This is a genomic window from Cedecea sp., from assembly GCF_036500665.1.
In the GTDB taxonomy this organism is placed as follows: Bacteria; Pseudomonadota; Gammaproteobacteria; order Enterobacterales; family Enterobacteriaceae; genus Cedecea.
Genome location: NZ_DASYBS010000141.1, coordinates 90,217 through 103,730 on the forward strand (window position 1 = coordinate 90,217; position 13,514 = coordinate 103,730).

A 13,514-nucleotide genomic window follows, 5' to 3' on the forward strand; every position below is an offset into this window, starting at 1 on the left:
CGGTACAAACCGTACCGCCAAAGGCGGCGATGAGTGCGCCTGAGTTGCTGAAAAAGAGGGAAAAAACGTGGTTTTTCCCTCTTTGTGGTTATCTGGCGAAAATCAATAATTTGATTTTCCTGGTTTATTTCCTGAGGTTCTCTGTAACTTCACCAGGTTGCCTGAGGCTTATCACCCGTCTGGGGCGTTTAACGCGCCTGATTTTTTTCACTTTTACCAGCGGCTTCACGCGCGGCGACTTCTTGATTTAATTCGTCGATTTTCGCCATCATCAGCTCACGACAGTCAGTGGCCAGCTTACGCACCTGATCTTTCCCGTACGCGCTGATATCAACAGGCGGCAGCATTTCGACAATCACTAAACCGTTGTTCCAGCGGTTCAGCTTAATTTTATTACTGGTATTGGATACGCACACCGGAATAATCGGCACGCCAGCAGCGATCGCCGCATGAAACGCTCCGGTTTTAAACGGCAACAGACCGCGACCACGGCTGCGGGTGCCCTCAGGAAACATCCAGATAGAAACATTACGTTTGCGAATCTGATCGACAACCTGAGAGATAGTGCCGTGAGCTTTAGCCCGGTTGTCCCGGTCAATGAGCAGGTTGCCCGTCAGCCAGTAAAGCTGACCAAAGAACGGGATCCATACCAGGCTTTTTTTCCCTACCGTCACCGTTGGCGGCTGTACGATATTTGCGGCCGTTACCATATCGTAGTTGTTCTGATGGTTACCGATGTAGATCGCAGTAGGGTGATTTTCTGCTCCGGCAGGTAAACGAGTTTCTACCTTCAGGCCAAATACCGGTGCCAGACGCCCGAAAAGATGACCAAAGGTTGCTACATGACGCGGATTACGCGGGCTAAACAGACAATAGATCGAACCAAAGATGCATACGAGGATGCAATAAATAACGACAATAATAAAACGTACGATCGCTAACATAACTACCTCTTGAGCCGAAGCCGTTGATAAGTATACCGGCTTTAGCGTAAAACACACCGGACGGCGGCAAAGACGCCGCCGTACCCCGGATTATTCTTCGCTGTCTCCAGCGCCGGCTCGCGCAGGGGAGTCAACGTCTACGCGGTCAATACGCTGCAGGCCACGCATAAGCGTCCCACGGCGGCCGCGCTCACCGGTAATTTTCTGCAGCTCTTCAGGGCGCAGCTTAATTTTGCGTTTACCGACGTGCAGCGTCAGCGTACTTTGCGGTGGCAAGATAAACAGATGAGCCAGCTTATCTTCACCCTTAGCCGCTTCTGCTGCCGGGATAGAGATAATCTTATTGCCCTTACCTTTTGACAGCTCAGGCAAATCACTCACCGGGAACATCAGCATACGCCCGGCAGCGGTGATAGCCAGTAGCATGTCGTCCGTACTATGGATTTCCAGCGGTGGGAGTACGCGCGCGTTATCCGGTAAGGAGATGAGCGCCTTGCCTGCGCGGTTGCGGGACACGACATCATTAAAGGTGCAAACGAAACCATAGCCAGCATCAGAGGCCATGAGCAATTTCTGCTCATCCGCAGCCATCAGAACGTAGTCAACGGTCGCGCCCGGCGGTGGCGTAAGCTTGCCGGTTAAGGGTTCGCCCTGCCCACGAGCGGAAGGTAGGGTAATAGGATCTAATGCATAGCTCCTGCCCGTGGAGTCGATAAACGCCACCGGCTGATTGCTCTTGCCTTTTGCAGACCCAAGATAGCTGTCACCCGCTTTATAATTCAGGCCTGGTGCATCAATATCATGGCCTTTTGCACTGCGTACCCAGCCCATTTGCGACAGTACAATAGTGACCGGCTCAGACGGCACCATATCGTGTTCGCTCATCGCTTTAGCTTCAGCGCGCTCACGCAGCGGCGAACGACGCTCGTCGCCGTAGGTATCAGCGTCGGACTGCAGCTCTTTCTTCAGCAGGGCGTTCATTTTACGCTCGGAAGCGAGGATCCCCTGCAGCCGATCGCGCTCTTTTTCCAGCTCGCTCTGCTCGCCGCGGATCTTCATCTCTTCAAGCTTGGCGAGATGACGTAACTTCAGCTCAAGGATCGCTTCAGCCTGCGTTTCGCTGATATCAAAACGGGACATCAGTACGGGCTTCGGTTCATCCTCACTGCGAATGATATGAATCACTTCGTCGATGTTGAGGAATGCCACCAGCAAACCATCGAGGATGTGCAGGCGCTTGAGGACTTTTTCCAGGCGATAGCTCAGCCGGCGACGCACCGTATCACGGCGGTAAACCAGCCACTCGTTGAGGATCTCCAGCAGGTTTTTCACCGCCGGGCGACCGTCCAGGCCAATCATGTTCAGGTTAACGCGGTAACTTTTTTCCAGATCGGTGGTTGCGAAGAGATGGTTCATCACCTGTTCGACATCCACGCGGTTAGAACGAGGCACAATCACCAGGCGTGTCGGGTTTTCGTGGTTAGATTCATCGCGCAGGTCTTCCACCATCGGCAGTTTTTTAGCGCGCATCTGGTTAGCAATCTGCTCAAGCACGCGAGCACCTGACACCTGGTGAGGCAATGCGGTAATCACGACATCACCGTCTTCTTTACGCCATACCGCACGCATGCGGACTGAGCCGCGCCCGTTCTGGTAAATTTTACGGATGTCTTCCCGCGGCGTAATGATCTCAGCCTCGGTCGGATAGTCCGGGCCGTGAACGATGTCCAGCAGGCTGTCGAGCGTAGTGTTAGGCTGGTCAATGAGCGTAATGGCGGCCTGGGCAACCTCACGCAGGTTATGCGGAGGAATGTCGGTTGCCATACCCACGGCGATCCCGGTTGTCCCGTTAAGCAGGATGTTCGGTAAACGCGCAGGCAGCATCTTCGGTTCCTGCAGCGTACCGTCAAAGTTCGGGACGTAATCTACCGTTCCCTGACCGAGTTCCCCGAGCAGCAGCTCCGCGTATTTCGACAGGCGAGATTCGGTATAACGCATCGCGGCAAATGACTTAGGGTCATCCGGTGCCCCCCAGTTCCCCTGCCCGTCCACCAGCGGATAACGGTAAGAAAACGGCTGCGCCATCAGCACCATAGCTTCGTAGCAAGCGCTATCACCGTGCGGATGGTATTTACCCAGAACATCACCCACGGTACGCGCGGATTTCTTGAACTTTGCGCTGGCGCTTAGCCCCAGCTCAGACATCGCGTATACAATTCGACGCTGAACCGGCTTAAGCCCGTCGCCGATAAACGGCAGGGCGCGGTCCATGATGACGTACATGGAATAGTTGAGATACGCATTTTCCGTGAATTCGTGCAGCGCAAGACGCTCAGCACCATCATGAGTCAAATCACTCATTGCTCATTCATCCTCAAACTGACGAGCCGATTGTGGCCACAATCGGCGTAATTGCCGCCGATAGTACCTTATCTGGCCTATTGAGTCATAGAGATGAATAGCTTTATGCGCAGCGGCTGCCCGGGAAGGCTAGCCGCATTTCTACATTACTTCAGTTTGCTAATTTGCTTAACGTCGATTTCGACCGAGTTCCAGTCTTTATCAACTTTACCCTGAATTTCGACGGTATCCTGCGGGGTGACCGTCTGGCCGTTCCAGCGCTTGTGGTCAATGTCCACATTGATGCTGTCGGTCGCGTCACGGAAAATGTAGTCATCGCCACCAATGCGCTGTTCGATTTTGCCGGTCAGCGTTACCCAGGTGTCATCGGAGAATGTTTTTGCCTGCTTCACCGTGGTTTTACTGCCCGTTGGGCCAACAAAGCCGCCCTGCTGTACCGGCTGAGTTTGTACAGCCGCATTCGAGTCAACAAAACCCCCCGTTTGCGCGGCAAAAAGAGGGGCGGAAGTTAAAGCAATAATAGCGAACAAAGCTGCGGTCTTTTTCATAATGTTATTCTCCTTTCGTTTCTTAGCCCCTATTAAAGCGCCCAAATCTTAGCGGGATCTTAATCCCTGCTGTCGACGCTCTTTTTATTGCGAATTTGCGGTCCTTGCCGGAGGTACGGGCTTTTCTGCTGTACACGTAAGGGGTTCAGGTATTTACTTCACACCTTAACGGCAGCAACAAGGAGTTCGCCATGCGCATACTATTAATTGAGGATGACCCGCTGATAGGTGACGGTATTAAAGCCGGGCTGATCAAGATGGGGTTTGCAGTTGACTGGTTTAGCGAGGGAAAACAAGGAAGCGTCGCGCTCGGCCAGGCGCCTTATGATGCCGTGGTATTGGATTTAAGCCTGCCGGGCATGGATGGCCTGGACATTCTGAGAACATGGCGTAAAAAGGGTCATAGTGAGCCTGTATTGGTATTAACCGCCAGAGATTCGCTGGACGAACGCATTGAAGGGCTCCAGCTTGGTGCGGACGACTATCTTTGCAAACCTTTTGCGCTTACCGAAGTGGCCGTCCGGCTGCAGGTACTCATACGCCGCGCACACGGCCACGCACAGCCTGAACTCACCCATGGGAATGTCGTGCTCTCCCCGGCTAACCTCACCGTTTCGCTCAGCGGCGAACCTCTACAGCTAAAACCCAAGGAGTTTGCCCTGCTGGAACTGCTGATGCGTAACGCCGGTCGCGTGCTCCCCCGCACATTAATTGAAGAAAAAATATACAACTGGGACGATGACGTGTCGCGCAATGCGCTTGAAGTGCACATCCATCACCTGCGTAAAAAACTGGGCAGCGGCTTTATTCGTACCGTACATGGTATCGGCTATACGTTAGGTGATTCATGCTGAGGACGTTGACCAAAAGCCTGCGTACACGCCTGACCGTGGGCTTTATCGTGCTTACCCTTGCTGCTGCTGCCTTTGCCAGCACCGCCGCGTGGTACGAAGCGCGTAAATCACTCAACAAGCTTTTTGACACACAGCAGCTGCTGTTTGCCAAGCGGTTAAGCGTGCTGGATTTTGACACCATGCCAAACGCTGAATCACAGCTTCCTCGCAGTAAAAACATGCTAAAAAAACATCGCGGTAAGCTTGATGATGACACGCTCGCCTTTGCCATTTTTACCGCAGACGGCAGGCTTGTACTCAATGATGGCGATAGCGGTAAGGGGCTGACTTACTCCTGGCATAGAGACGGGTTTGTTGATGGGCAACTTGAGCAAGATGACGACGTGTGGCGGCTGGTCTGGCTGACAACGCCGGATGGCCGTTTCCGAATTGTTGTCGGCCAGGAATGGGACTACAGAAACGATATGGCGCTGGACATTGTTTCTGCGCAGTTAACCCCGTGGCTAATCGCGCTGCCGTTAATGCTGGTGTTATTGATTTGGCTGGTCAGTGCCGAACTTGCCCCCCTGCGCAAGCTGGCGTTGAAGCTACAGCGTCGTCCTCCCGGCGATAACAGCAGCCTGGAGACGCAACCCCTGCCCCTTGAAGTGAGGCCGTTAGTCGAAGCATTAAACCAGCTGTTTGAACGCACTAACGCATTTATGCAGCGCGAACGCCGCTTTACGTCCGATGCCGCACACGAACTCCGCAGCCCACTCGCGGCTCTGAAGGTGCAGGCAGAGGTAGCCCAACTGGCAGAAAATGACGCTCAGGTCAGGGAACAGGCCCTTGATCACCTTCATCAGGGTATTGACCGCGCTTCTCGCCTTGTTGAGCAGCTGCTGACGCTTTCACGCCTGGATTCCCTGGCCGGGCTCAATGATGTGCAGGAAGTCTCACTGCAGGCGCTGCTTCAGGAAAGCGTGATGGAAGCCTGGCACGCCGCTCAACGCGAGCGCGTCGACATTCGGCTGCAAATGCAGGAGCAGCCGGTTATTCGCCGTGGCCAGCCGCTCTTGCTTGGGCTGATGCTGCGTAACATTTTGGATAATGCCGTCCGCTATAGCCCCGCTGGCAGCATTGTACAGGTCGTTTTACGCGAACATGCGCTGGAGATTATCGATAACGGTCCAGGCGTCAATCCTGAGTACCTGCCGTCACTCGGTGAGCGTTTCTTCCGCCCTCCCGGGCAGCTAAAAACCGGCAGTGGCCTTGGGTTATCCATAGTGAGCCGGATTGCCGCCTTGCATGGTATGCAGGCATCTTTCGGTAATGCTGAGGGCGGTGGTTTCAGCGTTTGCATCCGCTGGTCGTGAGCTGTTCACATCAGATTATTGCTTGTACAGCAAAAGTCTTTGCACATTTTAGCCATTTTTTCGTGATGACGATCTCATTACAATGGTTGTCAAACGTAATTATTTAAGGGCTAACGATGAGCAATATCCTGATTATCAACGGCGGTAAAAAATTCGGTCACTCCAACGGCCAACTTAATGACACCCTGACTGAAGTCGCGGAAAGCTATTTGCGCGACCTCGGGCATGATGTTCAGGTGACCCGCGCGGACAGCGAATACGACGTCAAAGCGGAAGTTGAAAAGTTCCTCTGGGCTGACAGCATCATCTGGCAAATGCCGGGCTGGTGGATGGGTGCCCCGTGGACGGTCAAAAAATACATCGACGATGTGTTCACCGAAGGCCACGGCTCCCTGTACGCAAGCGACGGCCGTACCCGTTCAGATGCCGCTAAAAAGTATGGCTCCGGCGGCTTGATTCAGGGTAAAACCTACATGCTCTCCCTGACATGGAACGCACCTTTAGAAGCCTTCACCGACAAAGAGCAGTTCTTCCATGGGGTTGGCGTAGATGGCGTTTATCTGCCGTTCCACAAAGCTAACCAGTTCCTGGGTATGGAAGGGCTGCCGACCTTTATTGCTAACGATGTAATTAAAGAACCCAACGTGCCACATTATGTCGCAGAATATCGCAAGCATCTGACAGAGATTTTTGCTTAACTGTTGGCCGGACAACATAAGGAGTTAGTCATGCTGACAGTGATTGCAGAAATTCGCACTCGTCCTGGTTCACACCATCGCCAGGCAGTGATCGCTGCGTTTGAGAAGATTATTCCAACCGTATTGCAGGAAGAAGGTTGCCACGGCTACGCGCCGCTGGTGGATCACAACGCGCAGGTCGCGTTCCAGACCACCGCTCCGGATTCCATTTTCATGCTGGAAAAATGGGAAAGCGTTGCGCACCTGGAAGCCCACCTCCAGACGACGCACATGAAAGAGCACGGCGCTCGCGTGAAAGAAGATGTGCTGGAAGTTCATATCCGCATTCTTGAAGAAGCCGTGAAGTAACAGACTTCCTGGCATGAAAAAAGGGATGGCCTTAGCCATCCCTTTTACGTTTGGGGCAAAGGTAATCAACCCTCGATATCGGCCATATCGCCTTTTTCCTGCAGCCAGTTACGACGGTCTTCTGAACGTTTCTTGGCAAGCAGCATGTCCATGGTCGCCAGCGTACGCTGATCGTCTTCATCGCTGATGGTCAGCTGCACAAGACGGCGAGTATTCGGATCGAGCGTAGTTTCACGCAGCTGAAGCGGGTTCATCTCACCCAGCCCCTTAAAGCGCTGCACGTTTGGCTTACCTTTCTTGCGTTTAAGCTGTTCCAGCACGCCCGCTTTTTCTTCTTCATCCAGCGCGTAATAAACCTCTTTACCCAGATCGATGCGGTAGAGCGGCGGCATAGCCACATAAACGTGACCGCCTTTTACTAACGACCTGAAGTGGCGAACAAACAGCGCGCACAGCAGCGTGGCAATATGCAAACCATCAGAGTCCGCATCCGCGAGAATACAGATCTTACCGTAGCGCAGCTGGCTCAGATCTTCGCTGTCAGGATCGATACCGATCGCCACGGAGATGTCGTGAACTTCCTGCGAGGCCAGCACTTCGTCAGAGGAAACTTCCCATGTGTTCAGGATCTTACCTTTTAGCGGCATGATCGCCTGATATTCACGGTCACGAGCCTGCTTCGCGGAGCCACCCGCCGAGTCCCCTTCCACCAGGAAAAGTTCAGTGCGGCTCAAATCCTGCGCGCTACAGTCCGCCAGTTTGCCTGGTAACGCCGGGCCGCTGGTTAGCTTCTTGCGCACCACCTTCTTCGCGGCGCGCATACGGCGCTGGGCACTGGAAATAGCCAGCTCAGCCAGCTGTTCTGCCGCCTGCACGTTCTGATTAAGCCACAGGCTGAAAGCATCCTTTACCACGCCGGAGACAAATGCCGCACACTGACGCGAAGAGAGACGCTCTTTGGTTTGGCCAGCAAACTGAGGATCCTGCATTTTGACCGACAGCACGTAGGCACAGCGCTCCCAGATATCCTCAGCAGAGAGCTTCACGCCGCGCGGCAGAATATTGCGGTATTCGCAGAATTCGCGCATCGCATCGAGCAGCCCCTGACGCAGACCGTTGACATGCGTACCGCCCTGCATGGTCGGGATCAGGTTTACATAGCTTTCCGTCAGTAGCTCACCGCCTTCCGGCAGCCAGAGCAACGCCCAGTCAACCGCCTCGGTATCCCCCGAGAAATTGCCGATAAACGGCGCTTCCGGCAGCGTAATCAGGCCATTTACCGCTTCGCACAGATAATCGTTCAGACCATCCTGATAGCACCAGCGCTGCTCGGTGTTATTCACTTTATCGGTAAAGGTAATTTCTACCCCAGGGCACAGCACGGCTTTCGCTTTCAGCAAATGGCTAAGGCGCGAGACCGAAAAACGCGGGCTATCGAAGAAACTTTCGTCCGGCCAGAAGTGAACGCTGGTCCCGGTATTGCGCTTACCGCAGGTACCAATCACTTCCAGATCCTGCACCTTCTCGCCATTTTCAAAAGCGATGCTGTATACCTGAGCGTCACGGCGGACGGTCACTTCAACGCGTTTGGAAAGGGCGTTAACCACGGAGATCCCTACGCCGTGAAGGCCGCCGGAAAACTGGTAGTTTTTATTGGAGAATTTACCCCCTGCATGCAGGCGGCAAAGGATCAGCTCAATGGCCGGCACCTTCTCTTCGGAATGGATATCAACAGGCATCCCGCGCCCGTCATCAATCACTTCCAGAGATTGATCGGCGTGGAGGATGACATCCACGCGCTTAGCGTGACCTGCCAGCGCCTCGTCCACGCTGTTATCAATGACTTCCTGCCCTAAATGGTTAGGACGAGTGGTGTCGGTGTACATTCCCGGGCGGCGGCGAACTGGCTCAAGCCCGGTGAGCACCTCTATATCATCGGCATTATAGGATTGCGTCATGGTTTATTCATTCAGATAGCAAAACAGGAAATCGGCCGTCAGGCCTCAGCGCAAGCCGAGGAAGTCGACAATCTGTGTGAAATAATCTTCGAAGCCCATAAAGGCGTGATTGCCACCGGGAACCACCGTCTGGCGGCAGAGCGCGTAGTAGGCTACGGCCTGGCGGTAATCAAGCACCTCATCGCCCGTCTGTTGCAGTAACCAAATCAGGTCTGGTGACTCCAGCGGGTCAATCTGCATGACTTTCAGATCGTAAATATGGCGTGACTCTAGCACATATTGCTGCCCGGTGTAGGGGTTCTCATTCTTGCCGAGATAATCAACCAGTAGCTCAAAGGGGCGCACGGCTGGGTTGACCACCACCGCGGGCAGCGTGAAGCACTGCGAAAGCCAGGTCGCGTAATACCCCCCCAGCGAAGAACCCACAATGCCGAGCGGCTCACCGCCACGTGCCATAACCAGCGATTCCAGTAATTCAGTAGCGTCGGCCGGATAAGGGGGCAACTGAGGAATGATCATCTCAATTTGCGGATGATGCTGTGCAAGCCATGCCTGAAAGCAGGTTGCCTTAGCGGAGGCTGGGGAGCTGTTAAACCCGTGCAAATAAAGTAACGCCGGCATTAATACCCCTCAGAAGCCGTATCTGGACTAAATTTACCGCTTTGCAGCCGGCAAACTTCGGTCGTCAGGCTCCCGTCAGGGTAAAGGTCCAGCCAGCGCCAGCCTGGCTCGATAGTATCGAGTGTGAAATTAGCGCAATGCGGTTTGAACTGCACGCATGTCGAAGGCGTCGCCAGCATTCTGCGACCGTTCCAGTCGAGGTCCAGTTCCTGATGAATGTGCCCGCAAAGCAGGGTTTTTACCTTCGGCCAGGGCCGAAGAACTGCATCCAGCGCGGCGGCATTACGCAGGCTGTGCTGATCGAGCCAGCTACAGCCAGCAGGAAGTGGATGATGGTGCAACAGAAGTAGCGTATGGCGCTCAGGCGCAGCGGCAAGCTGGCGCTCGAGCCATTCCAGCTGATAATCGCTCAGCTCACCGTGAGGAACGCCAAAGACCCGGCTGTCGAGCAGCAGGACCTGCCAGTGTTCACCGATATAGACTCGCTTTGCTGGCGAGATACCGGCTTCCTGAAGTGCGCCAAACATCGCCGGTTGAAAATCATGGTTACCTGGTAGCCAAACGCAAGGTGCAGAAAATCCGGAGATGCCTTCAGCAAAGTGCTGATAAGCCTCCACGCTGTGGTCCTGAGCCAAATCACCGGTTGCAACCAGTAAATCGCAGGTACGCTGTTCGGCGAGGATGGCGGCCAGCACCGCCTGATAGCTCTTCCAGGTATTAATACCGAGCAGCGTTTCGTTCTTTCCAGCGAACAGATGGGTATCGGTTATTTGCAATATCCTGATTCGGCCCCCATCGGCCACAGGAAGGGTTAACAGGCTTTCCAAATGGTGTCCTTAGGTTTCACGCACACTTACTACCCACCACACTTAAGCTGCCGATATTTTGGCTGCAGCTCGGATTATTTAGGGTATCAATACCATCCATTATTCAGGGCGTTGTGCCGTTAGCCGTCCTGGTCCCCAAAAAACTAGGTATAAACCGGAATCGCCATTGCTCCATGCGCTAAGCAATAGCGCAGCCAATCAGCAAGAAACTGGTTAATTTGATGCTTTTCGTCGCGTTGATGCAACTTTTTATTCGGATAATCATAACGCGCTTTGAAGCGAAAGATCTGCTGACTTGAACACACTTCCGCTACCATCGCATCATGATACAACCTGACCGACATCGACGGCAGGCTCCAGTAGCTCACCGTAGGATGCGTTTGTTCAATTTCCACCAGCGTTGTATAACGGGTTGATTCTGAAATGGTTAACCGATATCTGGCGCTATTAACCTGATACGTTACCGTTTCACCCGCGGCATCATTCTGCGGCAACAGGCGGCGCAACTGTGCGAAATTGGTTTCGCACAAACGCATCATTTCAGGAAAGTCAGGGGTATAGCGCTTCATAGTTAGTGATTCCACTCTTTTCTCAATTGCTCATAATGCAGCTGCAGCCATTGCAAAGCGATGACCGACGCTGCGTTGTCGATGCTCCCCTCTTCTACACACTGGTAAGCGTGCTCCCGGCTTACCACATGAACACGAATATCTTCGTTTTCTTCCTCCAGACCATGAATACCTTTGGCCTGGGCGGCATCCACTTCGCCGACTAAGATAGACAGTCTTTCGCTGGTGCCCCCGGGGCTGGCTAAATAGCTCAGTACGGGTTTGGTGCGCCCCACAACCAGACCGGCTTCTTCTACTGCTTCGCGGCGCGCAACATCTTCCACGCTCTCGCCTTCTTCAATCATGCCAGCGACCATTTCCAGCAGCCATGGGGTTTCACTGGTGTCCCAGGCGGCGATGCGAATTTGTTCAACCAACACTACTTCATCGCGCACAGGGTCATAGGGTAGCAGCACCGCCGCGTGACCGCGCTCAAAAATTTCTCGCCTCACTTCACCGCTCATTTCACCGTTAAACAATCGATGCCGAAAGCGATACAGATCGAGTGAAAAAAAGCCGCGATAAAGCGTTTCACGTGCAATAATTTCTACATCCTTTTTGGCGAAAGTAGCCACTTGCTTTACTGACTTGTTCATAGATGATGTCCTGATGGCAAATGGGCGCTGGCTGGGCGATTTCAACCCCGTACAACTGCCCTTTCAATTTTGATGTGGTAGATTGGTGAAAATTAAGGTAGATGGCACTTTACGCCAACCTGCCCAGCTGGCGGAATCTGTAGAATTGGCGATCATTTTTGACTCCTGTCGGCGTTAAACAAAATAATTCTGCTTCACAACAAGGAATGCAAATGAAGAAACTGCTCCCCATTCTTATCGGTCTGAGCCTGGCAGGTTTCAGCGCCATGAGCCAGGCAGAAAACCTGCTGCAGGTTTACCAACAGGCCCGCACCAGTAACCCGGACCTGCGTAAATCCGCCGCCGATCGCGACGCCGCATTCGAAAAAATTAACGAAACACGCAGCCCGTTACTTCCGCAGCTGGGCCTGGGTGCAGATTACACCTACGGCAGCGGTTTCCGCGATCAGAATGGTGTTAATTCCAACGCCACCAGCGCTACCCTGCAGCTGACACAAACTATTTTCGATATGTCTAAATGGCGTGCGCTGAGCCTGCAGGAAAAAACCGCAGGCATCCAGGACGTCAGCTTCCAGACCGACCAGCAAGCCCTGATCCTGAATACCGCGACGGCCTATTTTAAAGTACTGAGCGCAATTGACGCTCTCTCCTACACCGAAGCGCAGAAACAGGCAATTTATCGTCAGTTAGATCAGACCACTCAGCGTTTTAACGTAGGCCTGGTTGCCATTACCGACGTACAGAACGCCCGCGCGCAGTACGATACCGTACTGGCAAACGAAGTGACCGCACGTAATAACCTGGATAACGCAGTAGAATCTCTGCGTCAGGTCACCGGTAATGACTACCTGAATCTGGCTTCTCTGAACGTTGACGGCTTCAAAACCACCAAACCAGACGCGGTAAATAGCCTGCTGAAAGAAGCCGAGAAGCGTAACCTCAGCCTGCTGCAGGCGCGCCTGAGCCAGGATCTGGCCCGCGAACAGATTCGTCTGGCTGAAGACGGGCACCTGCCAACCCTGAGCCTGAACGCGTCCAGCGGCGTATCTAACACCAGCTATAACGGGTCTAAAACCGCCAGCAGTCCGCAGTATGACAACAGCTATAAAGGGCAAAACCAGATTGGCCTGAGCTTCTCCCTGCCGCTGTACCAGGGCGGCCAGGTGAACTCTCAGGTTAAACAGGCGCAGTACAACTTCGTGGGTGCCAGCGAGCAATTGGAAAGCGCACACCGCAGCGTAGTACAGACCGTACGTTCTTCCTTTAACAACGTGAATGCCTCCATCAGCACCATCAACGCCTACAAACAGGCCGTTGTATCTGCGCAAAGCTCATTGGATGCGATGGAAGCCGGTTACTCCGTAGGGACTCGTACCATCGTTGACGTCCTGGATGCCACCACCACGCTGTATAACGCGAAGCAACAACTTTCAAGCGCTCGTTATAACTACCTGATTAACCAGCTGAATATCAAATCAGCGCTGGGTACGTTGAACGAACAGGATCTGCAGGTTCTGAACAGTGCCCTCGGCAAGCCGGTTTCTACGGCAGCGGACAGCGTCGCGCCAGAAACGCCAGATCAGGATGCCCGCGCCGACGGTTACAGCACAACGGCGGCCTCTGCATCCACTAAACCGGCCCATGCCACTCCGGCAGCAGCCACCAGCGGTAAAAAAGCGAACCCATTCGCTAATTAATCGCGAAAACATCAATATCCGGGGCGTGAATACACGCCCCTTTTTTTCGGCCTCACGTTTGAACGTAAGGCAACGTAAAGATTCCCTGCCAACAGGCCG

General features: G+C 53.6%; 13 protein-coding genes. 5 read left to right on the forward strand and 8 right to left on the reverse strand.

What is annotated here, in order from left to right; genetic code table 11:
- Positions 1-188 precede the first annotated feature (188 nt).
- The 3 genes from VGM55_RS22955 to VGM55_RS22965 all read right to left on the reverse strand — a co-directional run bounded on the left by VGM55_RS22955 (position 189) and on the right by VGM55_RS22965 (position 3,853).
- Entirely contained in the window at positions 189-944 is a 756-nt protein-coding gene (locus VGM55_RS22955) for a 1-acylglycerol-3-phosphate O-acyltransferase (protein WP_154189379.1), read from the reverse strand.
- A gap of 90 nt (positions 945-1,034) precedes the next feature.
- Positions 1,035-3,305 carry a DNA topoisomerase IV subunit A gene (gene parC / locus VGM55_RS22960; protein WP_331636829.1) on the reverse strand — a complete coding sequence of 757 codons (2,271 nt, stop codon included), beginning with the start codon at positions 3,303-3,305 and terminating at the stop codon, positions 1,035-1,037.
- A gap of 146 nt (positions 3,306-3,451) precedes the next feature.
- Positions 3,452-3,853: a YgiW/YdeI family stress tolerance OB fold protein gene (locus VGM55_RS22965; RefSeq protein WP_331636830.1), complete on the reverse strand. Its 402-nt coding sequence runs from the start codon at positions 3,851-3,853 to the stop codon at positions 3,452-3,454.
- Positions 3,854-4,044: 191 nt separating this feature from the next.
- Here VGM55_RS22965 and qseB point away from each other — a divergent pair, with 191 nt between their 5' ends.
- The 4 genes from qseB (at position 4,045) to VGM55_RS22985 (ending at position 7,108) form a co-directional block, all read left to right on the forward strand.
- Positions 4,045-4,707 carry a quorum sensing response regulator transcription factor QseB gene (qseB, locus tag VGM55_RS22970; protein ID WP_154189376.1) on the forward strand — a complete coding sequence of 221 codons (663 nt, stop codon included), beginning with the start codon at positions 4,045-4,047 and terminating at the stop codon, positions 4,705-4,707.
- Positions 4,701-6,062 (forward strand): quorum sensing histidine kinase QseC, encoded by a 1,362-nt coding sequence (gene qseC / locus VGM55_RS22975; RefSeq protein WP_331636831.1) that lies wholly within the window; start codon positions 4,701-4,703, stop codon positions 6,060-6,062. The genes qseB and qseC overlap by 7 nt, the downstream gene beginning before the upstream one ends.
- A gap of 116 nt (positions 6,063-6,178) precedes the next feature.
- On the forward strand, positions 6,179-6,760 hold the full coding sequence (locus tag VGM55_RS22980; RefSeq protein WP_331636832.1) for an NAD(P)H-dependent oxidoreductase: 582 nt from the start codon (positions 6,179-6,181) through the stop codon (positions 6,758-6,760).
- 30 nt (positions 6,761-6,790) lie between these two features.
- Positions 6,791-7,108: a putative quinol monooxygenase gene (locus VGM55_RS22985; protein ID WP_154189373.1), complete on the forward strand. Its 318-nt coding sequence runs from the start codon at positions 6,791-6,793 to the stop codon at positions 7,106-7,108.
- Between the two features lie 65 nt (positions 7,109-7,173).
- Here the strand turns inward: VGM55_RS22985 and parE are convergent, their stop codons facing one another.
- From parE to nudF, 5 genes are all read right to left on the reverse strand, one after another.
- The gene (gene parE, locus VGM55_RS22990) at positions 7,174-9,066 is read right to left on the reverse strand and encodes a DNA topoisomerase IV subunit B (RefSeq protein WP_154189372.1); all 1,893 of its coding nucleotides are present in this window, start codon (positions 9,064-9,066) and stop codon (positions 7,174-7,176) included.
- A 45-nt stretch (positions 9,067-9,111) separates the two neighbouring features.
- Positions 9,112-9,687, reverse strand: a complete 576-nt coding sequence (yqiA, locus tag VGM55_RS22995; protein ID WP_154189371.1) for an esterase YqiA — start codon at positions 9,685-9,687, stop codon at positions 9,112-9,114.
- Positions 9,687-10,514 carry a 3',5'-cyclic-AMP phosphodiesterase gene (gene cpdA / locus VGM55_RS23000; RefSeq protein WP_331636834.1) on the reverse strand — a complete coding sequence of 276 codons (828 nt, stop codon included), beginning with the start codon at positions 10,512-10,514 and terminating at the stop codon, positions 9,687-9,689. Before cpdA ends, yqiA begins: the two co-directional genes overlap by 1 nt.
- A gap of 143 nt (positions 10,515-10,657) precedes the next feature.
- A complete protein-coding gene (locus tag VGM55_RS23005; RefSeq protein WP_154189369.1) occupies positions 10,658-11,083 on the reverse strand; it encodes a DUF1249 family protein in 426 nt (141 codons plus the stop codon).
- A gap of 2 nt (positions 11,084-11,085) precedes the next feature.
- Positions 11,086-11,718 carry an ADP-ribose diphosphatase gene (nudF, locus tag VGM55_RS23010; RefSeq protein ID WP_154189368.1) on the reverse strand — a complete coding sequence of 211 codons (633 nt, stop codon included), beginning with the start codon at positions 11,716-11,718 and terminating at the stop codon, positions 11,086-11,088.
- A gap of 212 nt (positions 11,719-11,930) precedes the next feature.
- Between nudF and tolC the strand changes: the two genes are divergently transcribed.
- Entirely contained in the window at positions 11,931-13,415 is a 1,485-nt protein-coding gene (tolC, locus tag VGM55_RS23015; protein WP_331636835.1) for an outer membrane channel protein TolC, read from the forward strand.
- Positions 13,416-13,514: the final 99 nt, after the last annotated feature.

Excerpts from the sequence above, each read along its gene's own strand:
- VGM55_RS22955 (WP_154189379.1), bottom strand. The coding sequence starts at position 944 with ATGTTAGCGATCGTACGTTTTATTATTGTCGTTATTTATTGCATCCTC.
- parC (WP_331636829.1), bottom strand. The coding sequence starts at position 3,305 with ATGAGTGATTTGACTCATGATGGTGCTGAGCGTCTTGCGCTGCACGAA.
- VGM55_RS22965 (WP_331636830.1), bottom strand. The coding sequence starts at position 3,853 with ATGAAAAAGACCGCAGCTTTGTTCGCTATTATTGCTTTAACTTCCGCC.
- qseB (WP_154189376.1), top strand. The coding sequence starts at position 4,045 with ATGCGCATACTATTAATTGAGGATGACCCGCTGATAGGTGACGGTATT.
- qseC (WP_331636831.1), top strand. The coding sequence starts at position 4,701 with ATGCTGAGGACGTTGACCAAAAGCCTGCGTACACGCCTGACCGTGGGC.
- VGM55_RS22980 (WP_331636832.1), top strand. The coding sequence starts at position 6,179 with ATGAGCAATATCCTGATTATCAACGGCGGTAAAAAATTCGGTCACTCC.
- VGM55_RS22985 (WP_154189373.1), top strand. The coding sequence starts at position 6,791 with ATGCTGACAGTGATTGCAGAAATTCGCACTCGTCCTGGTTCACACCAT.
- parE (WP_154189372.1), bottom strand. The coding sequence starts at position 9,066 with ATGACGCAATCCTATAATGCCGATGATATAGAGGTGCTCACCGGGCTT.
- yqiA (WP_154189371.1), bottom strand. The coding sequence starts at position 9,687 with ATGCCGGCGTTACTTTATTTGCACGGGTTTAACAGCTCCCCAGCCTCC.
- VGM55_RS23005 (WP_154189369.1), bottom strand. The coding sequence starts at position 11,083 with ATGAAGCGCTATACCCCTGACTTTCCTGAAATGATGCGTTTGTGCGAA.
- nudF (WP_154189368.1), bottom strand. The coding sequence starts at position 11,718 with ATGAACAAGTCAGTAAAGCAAGTGGCTACTTTCGCCAAAAAGGATGTA.
- tolC (WP_331636835.1), top strand. The coding sequence starts at position 11,931 with ATGAAGAAACTGCTCCCCATTCTTATCGGTCTGAGCCTGGCAGGTTTC.